The sequence below is a fragment of the Pseudomonas syringae group sp. 247E2 genome (assembly GCF_032587795.1).
Lineage (GTDB): Bacteria > Pseudomonadota > Gammaproteobacteria > Pseudomonadales > Pseudomonadaceae > Aquipseudomonas > Aquipseudomonas amygdali.
Genome location: NZ_JAWHPK010000001.1, coordinates 1030492 through 1051112, shown reverse-complemented (window position 1 = coordinate 1051112; position 20621 = coordinate 1030492). Strand labels below are relative to the sequence as shown.

General features: G+C 57.2%; 16 protein-coding genes. 2 read left to right on the top strand and 14 right to left on the bottom strand.

The window, feature by feature from the left end; translation table 11 throughout:
- Positions 1-163: 163 nt before the first annotated feature.
- Positions 164-733, top strand: coding sequence for a TetR/AcrR family transcriptional regulator (locus RYC18_RS04745; protein ID WP_004657326.1), 570 nt, complete (start codon positions 164-166; stop codon positions 731-733).
- A 104-nt stretch (positions 734-837) separates the two neighbouring features.
- Here RYC18_RS04745 and RYC18_RS04740 read toward each other — a convergent pair whose 3' ends face one another.
- The 14 genes from RYC18_RS04740 to mtnA all read right to left on the bottom strand — a co-directional run bounded on the left by RYC18_RS04740 (position 838) and on the right by mtnA (position 19140).
- Complete coding sequence (locus RYC18_RS04740; protein WP_002554556.1) at positions 838-1185, bottom strand: ComEA family DNA-binding protein; 348 nt, start codon at positions 1183-1185, stop codon at positions 838-840.
- Positions 1186-1344: 159 nt separating this feature from the next.
- Positions 1345-3339, bottom strand: coding sequence for a polysaccharide biosynthesis protein (locus RYC18_RS04735; RefSeq protein ID WP_004665954.1), 1995 nt, complete (start codon positions 3337-3339; stop codon positions 1345-1347).
- 99 nt (positions 3340-3438) lie between these two features.
- Positions 3439-4455, bottom strand: a complete 1017-nt coding sequence (locus RYC18_RS04730) for an MraY family glycosyltransferase (protein ID WP_005744694.1) — start codon at positions 4453-4455, stop codon at positions 3439-3441.
- Positions 4448-5428 (bottom strand): UDP-glucose 4-epimerase family protein, encoded by a 981-nt coding sequence (locus RYC18_RS04725; protein ID WP_016981424.1) that lies wholly within the window; start codon positions 5426-5428, stop codon positions 4448-4450. The genes RYC18_RS04730 and RYC18_RS04725 overlap by 8 nt, the downstream gene beginning before the upstream one ends.
- Positions 5429-5685: 257 nt before the next feature.
- Positions 5686-7122, bottom strand: a complete 1437-nt coding sequence (locus RYC18_RS04720; protein ID WP_016981425.1) for an MBL fold metallo-hydrolase — start codon at positions 7120-7122, stop codon at positions 5686-5688.
- A 421-nt stretch (positions 7123-7543) separates the two neighbouring features.
- Complete coding sequence (locus RYC18_RS04715) at positions 7544-7786, bottom strand: lipopolysaccharide assembly protein LapA domain-containing protein (protein WP_004657309.1); 243 nt, start codon at positions 7784-7786, stop codon at positions 7544-7546.
- A gap of 24 nt (positions 7787-7810) precedes the next feature.
- Positions 7811-8107, bottom strand: a complete 297-nt coding sequence (gene ihfB / locus RYC18_RS04710) for an integration host factor subunit beta (protein WP_002554561.1) — start codon at positions 8105-8107, stop codon at positions 7811-7813.
- Positions 8108-8427: 320 nt separating this feature from the next.
- Positions 8428-10119, bottom strand: coding sequence for a 30S ribosomal protein S1 (rpsA, locus tag RYC18_RS04705; RefSeq protein WP_002554562.1), 1692 nt, complete (start codon positions 10117-10119; stop codon positions 8428-8430).
- A gap of 121 nt (positions 10120-10240) precedes the next feature.
- On the bottom strand, positions 10241-10930 hold the full coding sequence (gene cmk, locus RYC18_RS04700) for a (d)CMP kinase (RefSeq protein ID WP_002554563.1): 690 nt from the start codon (positions 10928-10930) through the stop codon (positions 10241-10243).
- Positions 10927-12474, bottom strand: a complete 1548-nt coding sequence (locus tag RYC18_RS04695) for a prephenate dehydrogenase/arogenate dehydrogenase family protein (RefSeq protein ID WP_394326301.1) — start codon at positions 12472-12474, stop codon at positions 10927-10929. Before RYC18_RS04695 ends, cmk begins: the two co-directional genes overlap by 4 nt.
- A 114-nt stretch (positions 12475-12588) precedes the next feature.
- Positions 12589-13683 carry a prephenate dehydratase gene (pheA, locus tag RYC18_RS04690; RefSeq protein ID WP_005755158.1) on the bottom strand — a complete coding sequence of 365 codons (1095 nt, stop codon included), beginning with the start codon at positions 13681-13683 and terminating at the stop codon, positions 12589-12591.
- Positions 13683-14768, bottom strand: a complete 1086-nt coding sequence (gene serC / locus RYC18_RS04685; protein ID WP_005744699.1) for a 3-phosphoserine/phosphohydroxythreonine transaminase — start codon at positions 14766-14768, stop codon at positions 13683-13685. The genes pheA and serC overlap by 1 nt, the downstream gene beginning before the upstream one ends.
- Positions 14769-14972: 204 nt before the next feature.
- Entirely contained in the window at positions 14973-17759 is a 2787-nt protein-coding gene (gyrA, locus tag RYC18_RS04680) for a DNA gyrase subunit A (protein WP_004665965.1), read from the bottom strand.
- A gap of 304 nt (positions 17760-18063) precedes the next feature.
- The gene (mtnA, locus tag RYC18_RS04675) at positions 18064-19140 is read right to left on the bottom strand and encodes an S-methyl-5-thioribose-1-phosphate isomerase (protein WP_005731285.1); all 1077 of its coding nucleotides are present in this window, start codon (positions 19138-19140) and stop codon (positions 18064-18066) included.
- Positions 19141-19260: 120 nt separating this feature from the next.
- Here mtnA and RYC18_RS04670 point away from each other — a divergent pair, with 120 nt between their 5' ends.
- Positions 19261-20592: a TRZ/ATZ family hydrolase gene (locus tag RYC18_RS04670; protein ID WP_316883731.1), complete on the top strand. Its 1332-nt coding sequence runs from the start codon at positions 19261-19263 to the stop codon at positions 20590-20592.
- Positions 20593-20621 lie beyond the last annotated feature (29 nt).

The following is a 20621-nucleotide window of genomic DNA, read 5'->3' as shown; positions in this document are numbered from 1 at the left end:
TGCGTTTTTCAGCCAGCCTCACTCATTAGCTGGATAAGCAGACAGGCGTTCTTTCACTTGATTCCGGTACAAGTTCTCATCACGATTGAAAGCCTGCTGCATCGATTCATCTATCCATGTATAAATGCTGTTACACATTGGCCCATCTCTGGAGACTCAGCGCATGCGTTACGCGCTCGATCATAAGGCCCAAACCCATCAACGTATCGTCAAGGAAGCGTCCATGCGCTTTCGTCGCGACGGCATTGGTGCTACGGGCTTACAACCTTTGATGAAGGCACTAGGCTTGACCCATGGCGGTTTCTACGCGCATTTCAAATCCAAGGATGATCTTGTTGAACAGGCACTGAGTCACGCCCTCGACAATGTAAAAGGAATCACCAGCGACGTTTTCGCCAGACAGGACTCGCTCAGTGAATTCATTGATCTCTACCTCTCTTTGGACAGTCGCGATCCACCAGACGGCGGCTGTCCGCTGCCGACCATGTGCCTGGAACTGGGTCAGCGCGACCAGCCCAGCGCGACGACGGATAAAATCATTCTTCACTTGCTGGAACTGTTCGATCAGTCTCTGTCGCAGACGGGTACTGAATCCAAGAGCCTGCCAGTACTGTCTACCCTGGTAGGCGGCGTGGTACTCGCCCGCAGTGCTTTTAACGAAGAATTGTCGCAGCGCATTCTGGACACGACCCGGGACTATCTCAAACAGGAGATAAAGAAGAGCGCCAACTGACTTATCGAAAGCAGAACGTTATCAAGATCCGTTCTCGATAAAGCGTGCATAAACAGACAGGCCGATCATCGATCGGCCTGTCTGTTTAGTGGATAGAGCAAGAGTTAATCAATTGCCAGCTTCTCGCGATTCCTCTCCAGAATAGCCTTGCCAATGCCCTTTACTTCGATCAATTCATCGACGGAGGTAAACTCGCCATTGGCGTCCCGGTAAGCAACGATGGCATCGGCCTTGTTTTTTCCTATACCCGCCAGTTCTTTCTGAAGCATTTGCGCATCAGCGGTATTGAGATTGACCTTATCGTTACGTTGCTCGTGAACGGCAGCGGGCGCTGCGTTTTCCATGGTGGCGGGCGACACGGCGGAGGAAGACGGTGCCGCAGTGGCGTTGACCGCAACCGAGGCACTGGTAAGCAAGGCAAAGATCAAAGCACTGAAGATACGGGTTCGCATAGATAAGGCTCCATAACAGTTAAAGGCAGCATTTCACATGCTGTGCCTGAAACTTAGAGCACTGCTGCCGCCTGGAAAAGAAGTCGAGCGTTGCTGTCTATGTCCAGATCAATCAACGTATGTCTGCCGTTGCCGGGCACTCGGTAATCGTTGATCAAATCACGGTTCGCCGCTGCGCTCCTGATACATCCAGTCAACGATTTCACCTTCCGGCGCATACCCGTTTACGGTTTCTCGCAGTAATTGACGCACGCTGTTGTAATCGTCGCGGTCCACCGCATCCAGCAGTTTTACAAGACGGCCCTTCAAGACATCCCACTGCAGGAAATCTTCATTCGCACTCATGATCATCGGGTGCTCGGTGGCAACGACGTTGTCCCCGATCAACAGCTCTTCATAGAGCTTTTCACCAGGACGCAGCCCGGTGAATTCGATGGAGATATCTCCCTGCGGGTTTTTCTCGGAGCGAATGGACAGACCGGACAGGTGGATCATTTTCTCGGCCAGTTCGACAATCTTGACCGGCTCGCCCATGTCCAGAACGAACACATCCCCACCATGCCCCATGGAACCCGCCTGAATGACCAGCTGCGCGGCCTCGGGGATGGTCATGAAGTAACGGGTGATCTTGGGATGCGTCACCGTCAACGGTCCGCCTGACTGGATCTGCTTGTGAAACAGCGGAATAACCGAACCGGACGACCCGAGCACATTGCCGAAACGAACCATTGTGAAGCGCGTCTTGTTGACCTGATAAACGTTGGCCTTGTCACCGAATATCACCGGCGCGGTCTCGCGACTCAGCGCCTGCAGTATCAGTTCGGCAAGGCGCTTGGTGCTGCCCATCACGTTGGTCGGGCGCACTGCCTTGTCGGTGGAAATCAGAACGAAGTTGGAAACACCCGCCTGCAACGCCGCCTGTGCGGTATTGAGCGTACCGACGACGTTATTGATGACTCCCTCGGCAATATTGTGCTCGACCATAGGGACATGCTTGTAGGCTGCAGCGTGATAGACCGTGTCGACCTTCCAGGTTTTCATGATCGACAGCAGCTTGGGGTGATTGCGTACCGACCCGAGTATGGGCAGCAACTTGACCGAGAGAGACTCGCGAGCCGCTCGCTGCTCAAGCTCGGTAAGAATGCTGTAGAGGTTGAACTCGCTGTGGTCGAGCAACAGCAACTGGGTGGGCTGCAACAGTAATATCTGTCGGCACAACTCTGAGCCGATCGAGCCGCCTGCGCCGGTTACCAGCACCGTTTTGCCCTTTATGCAGTGCTCAAGCAGGTTGTCCCGGGCCGGAACTGCATCGCGTCCCAGAAGGTCCGCGATATCGACTTCCTGAAGATCGTCTACCTTGACCCTGCCGGCGGCAAGGTCCATGAAGCCGGGAACGCTTCGTACGTGGAGCGGAAAGCCTTCCAGAAAGCCCAGAATTTCCCGGCGACGCCCGCGCGATGAAGACGGGATCGCCAACAGGATTTCCTGAGCACCAGTGGAATCTATCATTCGCTGGATATTTCGGGGCTTGTAGACCTGAAGGCCGGAAATCACCCGATTGGAAATCGACTCGTCATCGTCAATGAACGCCACCGGATGCATAAGGCGTCCCATGCGCAAGGCAGCAACCAATTGGTTTCCTGCCGCGCCAGCGCCGTAAATGGCGACCTTCTGCAGACCGTTGTCACTCTTGGCAAAGGGTACGTGTTGCGCTGCGGCGAACCAGTCGCCGAGAAAATACTGCCGCATGGCCAGGCGCAGGCCGCCGATCATCACCATGCTCAGCCACCAGTAGTTGAAGATGACCGAGCGCGGCACCAATTGCTGGTGATTGCTGTAAACGTAGACCATGCAACCGAGGATCAGAGAGGACATCGTGACGGCCTTGATGATCGCAATCAGGGCGTCGTTACCGAAATAGCGCATCACCGCGCGGTACATGCCAAAACGAATGAACAATGGGATAGCAGCCAGCGGCGCACTGATGAAAAGCCAGGTATGTTTTTCCAGAGGATTGATCAACTCATCAATTCCCAAGCGCACGACAAACGACATCCACAGCGCGAGCCAGACAAGAAGAACGTCAGCAGCGACCTGAATTATTCGCTTTTTGCGGCGTGGTAGAGCCAGCAAACTGGCCCGCAACCTGCTCATCAATTGTTTAATGCTCCGTTATGATACCGGCTGAACCATCACCTCATACCAGTATCTGTGAAACAGCTACGAGCCTGAGACAACCAGAAAACCGCTTCGTTACCTGATTTCCGCCTCACCGGCGCGGAACCTTAGCGCCAGAAAAACAAGAGGGATGTACGCAATTACCGTCCATATCAGCCCTTCGCCATCGCCCAGTGCCACCCACATCGCAATAGGTAACAACCAGACCAGATTGATCAGCCCCACAGCCAGCGTGACCGGCGAATGCCTGCCGTAATGACGTGACGCGAACTGATAAGCATGGCTGCGATGGGCCTCATAGAGCTTTTCCTTGCGCAACAGACGCCGGACAAGCGTTACCGTGGCGTCGACAATAAACACACCCAGCAGAATCAGCCAGGACCAGAGTAACTGAGGCGAGGCCCAGGAACCCTGAATGGATAGCACACCGAGCACTATTCCGAGAAATCCGCTGCCTGCATCGCCCATGAATATCTTCGCCGGCGGAAAATTCCAATAAAGGAAACCGGCAACGGCGGCGGCCAGCAAAAGCACCTCCAACGACAGCCCGACATAGTCACCGAGCGCATAAATGATGCTCATGCCCAGGCACACCGTAACTGCCTCGATACCGGCGATCCCGTCAATACCGTCCATGAAGTTATAAAGATTCAACATCCATACCAGGTAGAACGCCGCGAGTACCTGGCCGACTGCGCCAGGGGTGAATGTCCACCCCATGATGTCAACCGGAGCGAGCCCGTCCAGCCAGAACAACGCCCAGGCAGCGGCAAAAAAATGCCCCAGCAGGCGCCATCGTGCGGCGATGTGCCCATGATCGTCCATGAAACCGATCACGGCGACCAGCCCTCCCGAGCCGACGATTGCAGCAAAAGCCGATGCAGATAGATCCCCCGCCCAAGCCAGAACTGCCATCGCCATGACAAAGGTAACGACGATAGAAACGCCACCGCCCCTGGGTGTAGGCGTGGAATGTGAGCTGCGGGCATTTGGAACGTCGATCAAACTTCTGGCGAGGGCATACTTGCGCAGCAACGCCGTCAGAAGCAGAGACACAAAGGCAATAGCAATGACTGACAGCCACTCAATCATGTTTGTCGTGTTCCAGATAATATCGAGCAGTATCCTGCATGGCGTGTTCAATACTCACAGGTGGATGCCAGTCCAGCATCGTACAGGTTTTACTGATATCGACCTGCAGCGAGCTGCATAACCGTTGTGAAAAGGCTTTCTTGCCAAGCAATGCAGCAGCGCTTTTCAACAGCCCTGCAGGCACCGGCAGCAAGCGGGCCGGTTTTCCGAGGGCCTTGCCCATTTCACGCAGAAGTCGGGTAGTGGACAGGTCGTCCCCGTCACTGACCAGAAATGTCTGGTCACCTGCAGCAGGATGATCGACGCAGACCATGACCAGATCAGCCAGATTATCCACCGCCACCAGGCTTCGACGATTATTAATGGACCCGAGCGGAAGCGGCAGCCCTTTGTCGAGCCAGCGCATCATGCTCTTGAAGTTGGCCTTGACTCCCGGGCCGTAGACCAGAACCGGACGAATAATCACAACCTGCATACCGGATCGGGCAGAAAGCTCGCGTAGCCCCTCCTCGGCCTTCTGCTTGGAAACGCCATAAGCGTCCAGTGGATTACAGGGATCGTCGGCTCTGAACGGCGCACCGGGATGGGTGAACTCGCCGTTGGCCTTGATGGAGCTGAGGAAGATAAAGCGCCTGACCCCCGCTGCTGCAGCTTGCTCGGCAAGATTCAGCGTCGCAGTGACATTGGCGCGAAAGTATTCCTGATCCGGCTCGTCAGCAGTCTCATTGAGTACATGGACCCGGGCAGCACAATGAATAACTACATGCGCCCCGTTCACAAGATCAGCCCATTGGTTATCCGGGGCCAGAGACTCTGCGCTGACAACATTGATGCGTTCTGAAGAGCAGCTATAGGCCCCCCGCACCGCGACCCGAACAGAATGACCGGTGTGCTCGATCAATCGGCGCACCACAGCACTGCCCACGAAACCTGTCGCACCTGTTATTGCAACCAATGCAACATCACCGCTCATGCAAGAACGCCCTTCCAAATTAGCCAAATATTCCGTATATGACGCTTTTTGACAACTGAAATATCTTCAATTCATTTTATAACTTTCCAGCTGGCGTAAGAACCCTTTTCGGCAACGTACCTGAATCAACTGTATAAATCCCTGCATCAGTGCCCTCCGGTCTTCAGTGTGGACCAGAGGTGATTTACACTAAACCGGGTCAGGTGCACACCTCGAAAATTCAATTACACCCCAACCGTAACTAGCGCGCTCGCCCCTCAAGGAATAAGCAGTTCCACGGTTCTTTTTTCAAGCGCGTATTTACGACCCAGAATATTCCCCAGCATCTTTTTCGCAGTTGCCTCGCCATGCACCAGTCGAATCTGCGCAGGCCACTCTTTCATGCCGGTCACGAAACTGACAAGTCCTGCCTGATCCGCATGGGCGGAGTAGCCTTTGGCAGTATGAACCCCTGCGTGGATATCAACGCGTTCACGATCCAGTTCGACATAGCCACCCAAAGGACCGTGCATCTGAATGGCTGCACCGGGTGTCCCCTTGCCCTGATAGCCGACAAACACCACGTTATGCCTGGCATCGCCCAACATGGCTTTCAGGTAATTGACAATTCTGCCGCCGGCGCACATGCCGTTGCCGGCAATCACGATGGCCGGACGCGCAGTGCTGGTCAGGTAGTTGACTGTACGCAGGTGCTCCTCATGCGTATCGACGGTGATCAGCTGCTCGAAACCCAGCGGCTTCCTGCCAGCGTCAAGCCTTAGCCGGGCATCCTCATCCCAATAGTCTTCGAATGCCTGATAAACCTTCGTGAACCGGCTCGCCAGAGGTGAGTCAAGAATGATCGGCAATCTCGACCAATCGGCAGGCGTTACTTCACCTCCAGCCGGGAGCGCACTGTTTTCGACAGAGTGATTCAACGGCATTTTGCGCCGCAGAATGTCCTCCAGCTCGTAGAGCAATTCCTGAGTACGGCCGATGCTGAACGCAGGTATCAGAACGGTGCCGTTATCTTCGAGTGCCTTGTCAATGATCTGCTCAAGTGCTTGCTGGCGAATGCTGCGATCCTCGTGAAGGCGATCACCGTAAGTGCTTTCCAGAATCAGAACATCCGCGCGCTCGGGAGGCTTGGGGGCGGGCAGAAACGGTGTATGACTTGCGCCCAGATCACCGGAGAACACCACACGCATGGAACGCTCTTGCACAGGGTAATGCAGATCGCACTCGATATAGGCAGAACCGAGTATATGTCCGGCACGCTGCAGACGAACCCGGCAGCGCAATGTTTCGTGATCGACCAGACTGAACCAGTTATCGAATGGCAGCGCGATGATTCTCTTGTTGATGAGCTCCAGGTAGCGCTGTATTTGTTCGGGGTCATGCGCAAACTCGATCTTCAGAATATCTTCCATGACCAGTGGCAGCAGATGAGCACTGGGCTCGCTGCACAGTATGGGTCCCTTGTAGCCAGAGGCGAGCAACTCGGGGATACGCCCGACATGGTCATTGTGCACATGGGTGACCAGCAGCGCCCTGATCGTCTCGGGATCGAACCCGAACGAGGCGGCACGCTCACCGCGCTCCTGCACCGAGCCGCAGTCGATCAACAGGTTACTCGAGGCATCCATACACAGTTGATGGCATGAGCCCGTTACCGTATCGACAGCGCCATGATGAATAATTTCCGGATAAGACATGCAGTCACCTTTTCTTGCCAGCCTTCACTTGATGTTTGCAACATCCGGCATCGGATCTGAACAGTAAGTTTCGGCGCATTCTGCACGTGAAAGGCTTATTTTCAAGACTTGACACAAAGCCGTCAGAACAGCAGCAATAGACGCTGCTAAAGAAGATAACCGGATAGCCCTTTAGAATGGGCACCTTAATTAAAAAAGAGAATATTCCTACATACCGAAGTAACTATTCCTCGTAAAACATAAGAATAAACTGACAGAATTATAAGTCGGCTTTTTTTGAAAAATACCGACTATAGACATGAATTACACGCCAGCCTCAAAACGCCGCATGGCATTCAATTGAGCGCAAGGGCGTGGAGAATACGCATATCACGTCGCCAGAAATGCCTGCGGCGACGCCTGATCAGCGCTGCTGTGATGCTCAGACGGAGCGAGGGGAAGGCGCACGTTTTTTTCGAAGACTGGTTATCCATGTCAGCACTGGGCCGATAATCATGCCCAGCAGCAGAGCGAGGACAACAGGCAATGCCAACGGAAGCTGAGGCGCTGACCAGCCGAAAAAAGTTACCGCGACAGATTGCCGGTTTTCAAGAACGAACACGGCTGTTGCCAAAACAGCAAGCAACACGGCGACGATCAAAATGACTCGTTTGAAGATACGCATCTGATGATCCTGTGGTGAATGGCTTCAAAAGCCCTCTTCTTCATCCTCATTGACCCGATCCCGCAGCTCTTTGCCCGGCTTGAAATGCGGGACAAACTTGCCGTCGAGGCTGACCGACTGACCGGTCTTCGGGTTGCGCCCTACTCGCGGTGCACGGTAATGCAGCGAAAAGCTGCCAAAGCCCCGAATTTCAATTCGGTCACCGGTCGCCAGGCACTGGGACATTTGTTCAAGCATGGTCTTGATGGCCAGCTCGACATCCTTGGATGAGAGCAGCCCTTGATGGGTGACAATTCGTTCGATCAACTCCGACTTCGTCATATTTTTCCCTTCTTTTTCAAGCAGCTAGATCAGCGCTTGGAAGGTTTTAGCATGACCGGATGAATTTGAACAGCCCATCTATTGACTTATGTTCAACACTGTCTACCAGGCATGAAAAGATTACACCCACATTACAGGCGAGACGTATCGGAAGGGAGCTGGAGCATTCGAAGAATAGAGACGGCCTGAGAGGCCACTGAGGACATTTGGCAGCTAGGGCAGTGCATGTGCAGACACTCCTGAAACAAGGGCCTGTAAGGCCTTAGCAGCAGAAATAAAAAAGGACGACCGAAGTCGTCCTTTTTGTGGCCAAGCAGAACTTAGTTCTGTTTTTCCATTTGCGCGCGCAGCAGGTCACCAATGGTGGTAGGACCAGTGCTTTCAGCGACTTCAGGCTTGCTACGCAGGCTCTGAATGGCTTCTTTCTCGTCTTCAACGTCTTTCGACTTGATGGACAAGCTGATTACGCGGCTCTTGCGGTCAACGCTGATGATCTTGGCTTCGATCTCTTCGCCTTCTTTCAGAACGTTACGCGCGTCTTCAACGCGGTCACGGCTGATTTCGGAGGCTTTGAGGGTCGCTTCGATGTCGTCGGCCAGGGTGATGATGGCGCCTTTGGCGTCAACTTCTTTAACGATACCGCGAACGATAGCGCCCTTGTCATTGACAGTGACGTACTCGGAGAACGGATCGCTTTCCAGCTGCTTGATACCCAGCGAGATGCGCTCACGCTCAGGATCAACAGACAGGATCACGGTGTCGAGCTCGTCGCCCTTCTTGAAGCGACGTACGGCTTCTTCGCCCACTTCGTTCCAGGAGATATCGGACAGGTGAACCAGGCCGTCGATGCCGCCGTCCAGACCAATGAAGATACCGAAATCGGTGATCGACTTGATGGTGCCGGAGATTTTATCGCCCTTGTTGAACTGGCCAGAGAAATCTTCCCATGGGTTGGATTTGCACTGTTTGATGCCGAGGGAGATACGACGACGCTCTTCGTCGATGTCCAGAACCATGACTTCCACTTCGTCGCCAACCTGAACGACTTTCGAAGGGTGGATGTTCTTGTTGGTCCAGTCCATTTCGGAAACGTGTACCAGGCCTTCCACGCCTTCTTCCAGCTCTGCGAAGCAGCCGTAGTCGGTCAGGTTGGTAACACGCGCGGTAACGCGGGTGCTTTCCGGGTAGCGAGCCTTGATAGCAACCCATGGATCTTCACCCAGTTGCTTCAGACCCAGGGAAACACGATTGCGCTCGCGATCGTACTTCAGGACCTTTACATCGATCTCATCGCCAACGTTGACGATTTCCGATGGATGCTTGATGCGCTTCCAGGCCATGTCGGTGATGTGCAGCAGGCCATCGACGCCACCCAGATCGACGAATGCGCCGTAATCGGTGAGGTTCTTGACGATACCCTTGACCTGTTGGCCTTCCTGCAGGGACTCGAGCAGAGCTTCGCGCTCGGCACTGTTCTCGGCTTCCAGGACACTGCGACGGGAAACGACAACGTTGTTGCGCTTCTGGTCCAGCTTGATGACCTTGAACTCGAGCTCTTTGCCTTCCAGGTGAGTCGTGTCACGCACAGGGCGGACGTCAACCAGAGAACCAGGCAGGAACGCACGGATGCCGTTAACGTCGACAGTGAAGCCGCCTTTAACCTTACCGTTGATAACGCCCTTGACCACTTCTTCAGCTGCGAAAGCCGCTTCCAGAACGATCCAGCACTCGGCACGCTTGGCTTTTTCGCGGGACAGCTTGGTTTCGCCAAAGCCATCTTCGACCGCGTCCAGCGCAACGTGAACTTCATCGCCGATCTTGATGGTCAGCTCGCCAGCGTCGTTGTGGAACTGTTCCAGCGGGATGAGGCCTTCAGATTTCAGACCGGCGTGAACCGTAACCCAACCTGCCTGGTAGTCGATATCCACGATGATAGCGGTGATGATCGAACCAGCCTGAAGGTTGAGGGTCTTTAGGCTTTCTTCAAAAAGTTCTGCAAAGCTTTCGCTCATTTTAATTCCTGTTGATCAAGGGCGAAGGATACGCCCATCTGCCACGCTCCAGACAACGTGGGTTTCGTTCAAGTAAAAGAAAGCCTGCGGGACTATGACTGGTCTCCCACACGCTTCTTCGTCATCCGGCGATACCGCGAAGCGCGATTTCGCTCAGAATGCGTTCCAGCACCTGCTCGATGGACAATTCAGTGGAATCCAGCTGTATGGCGTCGTGCGCCGGCTTCAGCGGGGCTACCGCTCGCTGGGTGTCACGCTCGTCGCGTGCACATATCTCATCTAGCAGACTCGACAGACTAACATCATCGCCCTTGGCCTTCAACTGCAAGTAACGCCTGCGCGCACGCTCCTCGGCACTGGCAGTGAGGAATATCTTCAGTGGTGCATCCGGGAACACCACGGTGCCCATGTCGCGACCATCTGCAACAAGGCCCGGCTCCTCCTGAAAAGCGCGCTGGCGCAACAGCAAGGCGTCGCGCACCGCAGGCAGCGAAGCCACCTGCGACGCGCCGCTGCCTACCTGCTCGTTGCGAATGGCATGGGTGACATCCTCGCCTTCCAGAATGATGCGCTGCCCCTGCCCCGCCGCAGTCGCTTCGAACTGCACATCCAGATGAGCGGCCAGAAGCTTGAGCGCCTCTTCATTGGTCAGGTCGACGCCATGATTACGCGCGGCAAAAGCCAGAAGACGATACAGCGCACCGGAATCAAGCAGGCACCAGCCGAGTTTTCTGGCCAGCAACCCGGCTACAGTGCCCTTTCCGGAACCGCTGGGTCCGTCGATGGTGATAACGGGAGCTTTGATTTTCACTTTTTGTCCTCTTGCGCTACACGCATGCCAACCTGAGCGCACAGCGCCAGAAAATGGGGAAACGATGCGGCGGCATCCGCGCACGCTTGAATACGGATGGGCGCCGAAGCCCTCAACGATGCAACGCGAAACGCCATGACGATACGCTGATCGCTGCGAGCATCAACCTCGCCGCCACCTGGCACACCGCCTTCGATAATAATGCCATCCAGCACAGGCTCGGCCTCGATACCCAGAGCCAGCAGACCATCGGCCATCAGCCTGACGCACTCTGACTCGTCGGCTTGCAGCGCCTGTGCGCCGCGCAGAATGGTACGCCCTTCTGCACACGCTGCGGCAACAAGCAGCACCGGAAATGTATTGATCGCCAATGGCACCAGCGCTTCAGGAATATCAGCCCCTTTCAGCCGGGCGGAGCGGACATGCAGGTCTGCGAGCGTCCCGCTCGCCAGTTTGCGGACATTTTGCAGCACGATGTCGCCGCCCATCAGGCGCAGGATATCGATCGCCCCCTCACAAGGGGAACTGACCGGAACGTCCTCGAGCAGCAAGTCGCACCCTTCGCTGATCGACGTTGCCACCATGAACAGCACCGCAGACATGACATCCACCGGCCCTTTGATGTGGTGGCTCACGCCATCCGCAGGCCCGCCGCGAACCTCACGATGGTCGCCAGACGCTGTATCGACCCGGGCACGACTGGCCAGAATTCTGCCGAAGTGCTCCCTGGCTGCGCGAGCGCGGGTGAACACATCCTTCAGTTGTGCGCCATCGCCAGCGTCTACCGCATCGCGCAAGGCATCGAGATCCGTACGAAAGCTGTCCAGCGTGCGCAGTACTGCCTGCCGATTGGCCATGAAGATGTCGTGCCACATGGTCGGATCGCTGCCTGCGATACGCGTGAAATCACGAAAACCGCCAGCGGCATACCTGAATATGTCCAGGTTTTCATTACGCTTGGCCAGTGAGTCGACCAGACCGAATGCCAGCAAATGCGGCAGATGGCTGGTTGCAGCCAACACCTCATCGTGACGCTCGACCTGCATGTGCTCGACATCGGCGCCCAAGGCAGACCACAACCGGTCGACAATCGCCACCGCTTGAGGATCGGTCTCAGCCAGCGGAGTCAGAATGACTTTATGACGCCTGAACAGCGCCGCATTGGATGCTTCAACGCCGCTCTGCTCGGACCCGGCAATCGGATGCCCGGGCACAAAACGTGTCGGCATATGGCCGAATGCCTGGCGCGCAGCGCTGACCACATTGCCTTTGGCACTGCCGACATCGGTGAGAATTGCGCTACCCAGATCCAGCGGCGCAAGCAGCGCGAGGAGCTTTTCCATAGCCAGAATCGGCACCGCCAACTGAATCACGTCGGCGCCATGACAGGCCACGGCAAGATCGGCCTCACAGCGATCCACTACCCCCAGTTCGACAGCCAGCTTTCGCGACTGCGGATAAAGATCGACGCCGACGACTTCGCGACACAGGCCGCTTTCGCGCACGCCCTTGGCAAAGGAGCCGCCGATCAGCCCAAGCCCCACGACCACCAGACGACCGATCAACGGCCGGGCAGGTTGTTCCGAAATCACATCAACCACGCGAACACACCTGACAGCCCGACAAGACAACAAACAAACGGATCATGCACAACGCCCTCAAAGAACCGCTTTCGGGTAGGAACCCAGCACCTTCAAGGCAACGGCTTCACTTCTGATTTTTTCCAGCACGGCCTTGACCAGCGGGTCCTGGTGATGGCCGACAAAGTCGATGAAAAACACGTAAGTCCACTTGCCACTGCGCGACGGGCGGGTTTCGATGCGTGTCAGGTCCAGACCGCTCTCGTGAAACGGCACCAGCAGCTCGTGCAGCGCACCCGGCTTGTTGCTCATCGACACAATGATCGAGGTCTTGTCATCGCCGGTCGGCGGGACTTCCTGGTTGCCGATGATGAGGAAGCGCGTGGAGTTGTCCGGGCGATCTTCGATCTTTTCCGCAAGACGCGTCAGACCATACAGGCCTGCCGCCATATCGCCAGCGATAGCCGCCGAATTCCACTCGCCCTTGACCCGCTTGGCGGCTTCGGCGTTGCTGGCAACGGCCACACGTTCGACATTCGGGTAATGAGCATCCAGCCATTTGCGGCACTGGGCCAGCGACTGAGCGTGAGAATAAATGCGCGAAATGCTTTGCGTCTTGGTGCTTTCGCCAACCAGCAAATGGTGGTGGATACGCAGCTCGACTTCTCCACAGATCACCATGTCGTGCTCAAGAAAGCTGTCGAGCGTATGGTTGACCGCGCCTTCGGTGGAGTTTTCCACCGGGACCACGCCAAAATTCACGGCACCGGCAACCACTTCACGAAACACTTCGTCAATCGCAGCCATCGGCAGACTGATGACTGCATGCCCGAAGTGCTTCATCGCGGCGGCCTGGGTAAATGTACCCTCAGGGCCGAGATAGGCGACCTTGAGCGGCTGCTCAAGCGCGAGACAGGAAGACATGATTTCGCGGAACAGACGCGCCATTTCTTCATTGCTCAACGGCCCGCGATTGCGGTCCATGACTCGCCTGAGCACCGCAGCTTCACGCTCCGGACGGTAGAACACAGGCACTTCACCTTCGGCCAGCGAGGACATCTTGACCCTGGCCACCTCCTGGGCGCAGCGGGCACGCTCGCTGATCAGCTCCAGAACTTTCTCATCGAGGCTGTCGATACGGACGCGAAGCGCCTTGAGTTCTTGCTCGGACATCAGCCGTGCTCCTTCTCGAAATCTTTCATGTAGGCCACCAGCGCGTTGACCGCGTTGATATCGACAGCGTTGTAGATGGACGCACGCATGCCGCCCACCGAGCGATGGCCTTTGAGGTTGAGCAGGCCGTTTGCATCAGCACCTGCCAGGAAAGGCTTGTCGAGGCGATCGTCAGCCAGACGGAACGGTACGTTCATCCACGAACGATCAGGCTTGTTGATGGGGTTGCTGTACAGCTCGCTGGCGTCGATGAAGTCATACAGCGTGCGCTGCTTGATATCGTTGCGCTTGCCGATTGCCTCGACACCGCCCTGCTCCTTGAGCCATTCGAAGACCAGCCCCGACAGGTACCAGGCGAGAGTCGGCGGCGTGTTGTACATCGAGCCATTGTCGGCAGCGACTTTGTAGTCGAGCATGGTCGGGCACAGCGAACGTGCGCGGCCCAGCAGGTCTTCACGAATGATCACCACCACGATGCCGCTCGGGCCGATGTTCTTCTGGGCACCGGCGTAGATCATGCCGAAACGCGAAATATCCACCGGACGCGAGAGGATGTCCGAAGACATGTCAGCCACCAGCGGCACGTCGCCCGTTTCAGGAATCCAGTTGAATTCCAGACCTCCAATGGTTTCGTTTGGCGCGTAGTGAACGTAGGCAGCATCCTTGGACAGCTTCCATTCGTTCTGACCGGGAATGGCAAAGTAGTCGTAAGGTTTGGCGCTGGCGGCGACGTTGACCGTGCCGTAGCGCGATGCCTCGTCGATAGCCTTCTGCGACCAGATGCCGGTATCGATGTAATCGGCCTTGCCGTTTTCCGGCAGCAGGTTCAGCGCAATCTGCGCGAACTGCTGGCTCGCGCCGCCTTGCAGGAACAGCACTTTGTAATTGGAGGGGATGGACAGCAGATCGCGCAGATCCTGCTCGGCCTTGGTGGCAATGGAGACGAACTCGTCACTGCGGTGGCTCATTTCCATGACGGAAAGGCCTTTGCCGTGCCAGTCGAGGAGTTCCGCCTGGGCACGCAGCAGAACAGCTTCAGGAAGCGCAGCAGGACCTGCGCAGAAGTTAAAGGCTCGCTTGCTCATATCCACTCTCGTCAAATACGTTGGGTCTGTACGCGCTTGTTTCTGGTTGCTTGCCACGAGCAGACAGACGCCGCAGCGACTGGCAGCTCCTTGCTGAAATTCTGATCCGGCTGCAGGGCTGGCCGAATGTCGCAAGGGCTGGACTTGCCTGGAATGCAGATGCACTCACAGACGAGCCAGCCCTTACCTGATTTACGCTACAACTCAGTTCTGCGGTTCGTCTTCGTCTGGCGCAGCGTCCGCTTGCAGGTCTTCACCGGCGTCGCCCACTTCAGCTTCAGCGGCATCGACAATCACGCCGTCGATAACTTCTTCGCCTTCAAGCTCTTCGCCTTCGACTTCCGACGGCTCCTGAACACGCTCCAGACCGACCAGTTTCTCGTCGCTGGCCAGCTTGATCAGGGTCACACCCTGAGTGTTACGGCCCAGACTGGACACTTCGCCCACCCGGGTACGCACCAGCGTGCCCTGATCGGAAATCAGCATGATTTCTTCGCCATCAAGCACCTGAACTGCGCCAACCAGACGGCCGTTACGCTCGTTGCTGACCATGGCGATGACACCCTGACCGCCGCGCTTGTACTCGGGGAACTCGGAAATGGCCGTACGCTTGCCGTAACCGCGCTCGGAAGCGGTGAGGATCTGGCTGCCTTCTTCCGGGATCAGCATCGAAATGAGCTTTTGCCCTTCTGGCAGACGCATGCCACGCACGCCGCGAGCGGTACGCCCCATGGCGCGCACATCGGATTCCTTGAAGCGGGTCACTTTGCCGCCATCGGAGAACAGCATGATTTCCTGTTCGCCATCGGTAATGGCAGCGGAGATCAGGATGTCGCCCTCGTCCAGCTCAAGGGCAATGAGGCCCGAACTGCGTTGACGGCTGAATGCAACCAGCGGGGTCTTCTTGACGGTACCGTTGGCGGTGGACATGAAGATGAACGGAGCCTTCTTCTTGTCGGCGGCCTTGATACGGGCCTTGCGCTCTTCTTCGGTCTCGCTGCTGTTTTCCGCGTCGTCCAGCTCGCCTTCGAGGGCTTCGCCTTCTTCGTCGGCACGCTTGCGCATGGCTTCGAGGTCAACCGGCAGCATGGTGGTGATGTATTCGCCGTCGCTCAGCGGCAACAGGTTGACCAACGGACGACCACGGGCAGCGCGGGACGCTTCCGGGATCTCATAGGTCTTGAGCCAGTACACCTTGCCCTTGCTGGAGAACATCAGCAGTGTCGTGTGGCTGTTGGCGACCAGCAGGTGAGCAATGTAATCCTCATCCTTGATGCCGGTGGCCGACTTGCCCTTGCCGCCACGACGCTGAGCCTGATAGACCGCCAATGGCTGGGTCTTGGCATAGCCGCCATGGGAGATGGTGACCACACGCTCTTCTTCGGTGATCAGGTCACCCAGGGTCAGGTCCAGACGTGCATCGAGAATCTCGGTACGACGGGCATCGCCGTACTCGGAGCGGATCACTTCCAGCTCTTCGCGGATCACTTCCATCAGGCGCGTTGCGCTGTTGAGGATGCGGATCAGCTCGCCGATCTGGTTGAGGATTTCCTGGTACTCGCCCAGCAGCTTCTCGTGTTCCAGACCGGTCAGGCGATGCAGACGCAGTTCCAGAATGGCCTGAGCCTGTTCCGGTGACAGGAAATACTTGCCTTCACGCAGACCGTATTGCGGGTCCAGGTTCTCAGGGCGGCACGAATCGGCACCTGCACGCTCGACCATTTCGACCACTGCGCTTGATTCCCAAGGCGTCTTGATCAACGCCTCCTTGGCTTCTGCAGGTGTCGGAGAGGCCTTGATGAGGGCGATGACCGGGTCGATGTTGGACAACGCAACAGCCTGACCTTCAAGGATATGGCCACGCTCACGCGCCTTGCGCAGCTCGAATACGGTACGGCGGGTAACCACTTCGCGACGGTGACGAACAAAGGCTTCCAACAGGTCCTTGAGGTTCAGGATGCGTGGACGACCGTCAATCAAGGCAACGATGTTGATACCGAAAACGCTTTGCAGCTGGGTCTGGGCATAAAGGTTGTTGAGAACAACCTCTGGCACTTCGCCACGACGCAGCTCGATGACCACGCGCATACCGTCCTTGTCGGACTCGTCACGCAGCTCGGTAATGCCTTCGAGTTTCTTTTCCTTGACCAGCTCGGCGATCTTCTCGATCAGACGTGCCTTGTTAAGCTGGTACGGCAGTTCGGTGATGACGATCTGCTGGCGTCCGCCGACCTTGTCGATGTCTTCGACGATGGAGCGGGCACGCATGTAAATGCGTCCACGACCCGTACGATAGGCTTCGATGATACCCGCACGGCCGTTGATGATCGCCGCTGTCGGGAAATCCGGGCCGGGGATGTACTGCATCAGCTCATCGATCGTCAACTCGGGGTTGTCGATCAGTGCCAGGCAACCGTCGATGACTTCACCAAGGTTGTGCGGCGGAATGTTGGTCGCCATGCCCACGGCGATACCGCTGGAACCGTTGACCAGCAGGTTGGGAATACGGGTCGGCATGACCGCGGGGATCATTTCGGTGCCGTCGTAGTTCGGCACCCAGTCCACGGTTTCCTTGTGCAGGTCGGCCAGCAGCTCGTGCGCCAGCTTGGTCATGCGCACTTCGGTGTATCGCATGGCCGCAGCGTTGTCGCCATCGACCGAACCGAAGTTGCCCTGACCGTCTACCAGCAGGTAGCGTAGCGAGAATGGCTGAGCCATACGAACGATGGTGTCGTACACGGCTGTATCGCCGTGCGGGTGATACTTACCGATCACGTCACCAACCACACGGGCGGATTTCTTGTACGGCTTGTTCCAGTCGTTACCCAGCTCGCTCATTGCGAACAACACGCGCCGGTGCACGGGCTTCAAGCCGTCGCGCGCATCGGGCAGTGCTCGACCGACGATTACGCTCATCGCGTAGTCGAGGTAGGACTGCTTCAGCTCGTCTTCGATATTGACCGGGAGGATTTCTTTGGCCAGTTCGCCCATGAGAAGCCTGATTCCTTTTTCTGGTGAAACCTCGCAAACCCATTCGGGGTATACGAAGCTCGCCGCTGCCAGCATGTGCAGGGCAGCGACTTACGACAAATCAACGAGTTATGCCATGAATCTACGCAGCGTGGGCGACTACAATCAGTGTCCCCGATAACCGCCGGATATTACCACAATCGCCGAGGCGCTCACATCCTTTGCAGGCGCTGAAAACGAGCCACCGGCGTGCCAGACGCCTGAGAAACGCTTACAGGCCCGCCCAGCCGCATTGCACAGCGGCAACGGCTCGAGCCCGACCGCATCAGTGAAGGTGTTTACGGCTCATCAATTGCGCCATCCGGGCGGTATCGGGACGCTCGACAATGCCCTTCTCGGTCACAATCGCATCGATCAGGTCTGCCGGTGTCACATCGAACACCGGATTGAAGGCCTCGACCTGTGCACCAACCCGCTGACCGCCCACTTCAAGCAGCTCACGGCCGTCGCGCTCTTCAATGATGATGTCGTCGCCGCTGGCCATCTCCATATCGATGGTCGAGCTCGGTGCCACCACCATGAAGCGCACCCCGTGGTGCATCGCGGCTACGGCAAGCTGATAGGTGCCGATCTTGTTCGCAACATCGCCATTGGCGGTGATGCGATCAGCCCCGACGATGACCCAGGTAATGCCCTTGGTACGCATCAGGTGCGCAGCGGCGGAGTCTGCATTCAGGGTGACCGGGATGCCCTCGTTGGCCAGTTCCCATGCGGTAAGCCGCGAACCCTGCAGCCAGGGCCGGGTTTCATCGGCATAGACCCGCTCGATCATGCCTTCCAGATGCGCTGCGCGGATCACGCCCAACGCAGTCCCGAAACCACCGGTGGCCAGCGCTCCGGTATTGCAGTGGGTGAGCACCGTCTGCAAGTTGCCTTGATGCCTGCGGATCAGGTCGGCGCCCAGTTGCGCCATGGTCAGATTGGCCTCGCGATCACTCAAGTGAATCGCCACGGCTTCTGCCTCAAGGGCCACGAGCGGATCGTCACCGTCCTTCACACGCATCAGACGATCACGCATCCGGTTCAGCGCCCAGAACAGGTTCACGGCGGTCGGGCGTGAGTCGGCCAGCAACTGCATGTCTTCTTCCAGCGCCGGATACCAGTCCTCGCCTTCAGCAATGCGCGCACGTGCGCCCAGCACCGCACCGTAGGCGGCACTGATACCGATGGCCGGTGCCCCGCGCACGACCATCGTGCGAATCGCCTCGGCGACTCCCTCGGCGGTGGTATAGCGGTGCCAGACTTCCTCGAACGGCAGTACCCGCTGGTCCAGCAGGTACAGAGCGTCGTCTCGCCAATCGATGGCCTTAACTTTCTCTGCAGCCAACAGTCGATCGCGCATCGCCAACTCCATCTTGAACATCCGAAACCCAGCATCAAAAGCCGCTGATTATAGCGAGCCGCCTGCGAAGACGCTCGGGTATACTTCGCCATCAACGTAATAAACGATGGAAACCTTCTCATGCCGAACGCTACAGCACCGCTCGACCTTTTGCTCCTGCCCGCCTGGCTGGTGCCGGTCGAGCCCGCAGGCGTGGTGCTCAAGGACCACGGCATCGGCGTGCGCGACGGCTGTATCGTCTATATAGGGCCGCGGGCCGAGGCATTGAGGCAAAACGCAGTGCAGGTGCAGGAGCTTCCCGGCATGCTGCTCAGCCCAGGCCTGATCAACGCCCACGGTCATGCAGCCATGACACTGTTTCGCGGGCTGGCCGATGACCTGCCACTGATGACCTGGCTGCAGGACCATATCTGGCCCGCCGAAGGCAAATGGGTCAACGAAGACTTCGTTCGCGATGGCACCGACCTGGCCATCGCCGAGCAGCTCAAGGGCGGCATCACCTGCTTCTCGGACATGTATTTCTACCCCAAGGTGGCTGCCGAGCGCGTCCACGCCAGCGGCATGCGCGCGCAGATCACCGTTCCGGTACTGGATTTCCCGATTCCGGGGGCTCACACAACGGATGAAGCACTGCACAACGGTATAGAGCTGTTCAACGACCTCGCCCATCATCCACGCATCAAGATCGCCTTTGGCCCGCATGCGCCCTACACCGTGGGCGACGAGAATCTGGAGAAGGTCCGGGTTATCGCCGATGAACTGGACGCCATGATTCAGATGCATGTCCATGAGACCGCATTCGAAGTCGAACAGGCTGTCGAACAGCGCCAGGAGCGCCCTCTCGCCCGCTTGAATCGGCTGGGCATGCTCGGCCCGCGTTTCCAGGCCGTGCACATGACACAGATCAACGACAACGATCTGGCCCTGCTGGTGGAAAGCAATACCAACGTGATTCATTGCCCAGAATCCAATCTCAAGCTGGCCAGCGGTTTCTGCCCGGTCGAACGGCTGTGGCAGGCCGGAGTGAATGTTGCGGTGGGCACCGACGGTGCCGCCAGCAACAATGACCTGGACCTGCTCGGCGAAACCCGCACCGCCGCCTTGCTGGCCAAGGCTGTTGCCGGTTCGGCCACAGCACTGGATGCACACCGTGCGCTGCGCATGGCGACGCTGAACGGCGCTCGCGCCCTGGGTATTCAGGCCGAGACCGGCTCGCTGGAGATCGGCAAGGCGGCAGACATGGTCGCTTTCGACCTGTCGGGCCTGGCCCAGCAACCGATCTACGACCCGGTGTCGCAGCTTATATATGCCACTGGCCGCGATTGCGTGAGCCATGTCTGGGTGGCCGGCAAGCAATTGCTCGACGCTCGCCGGCTGACTCGCATGGATGAACCCGCACTGCGCGACACCGCGATTGCGTGGGGCCAGCGTATTTCCGGTAAAGCCGAATAATTCGATTCGGACCGAACACATGCCAGTCA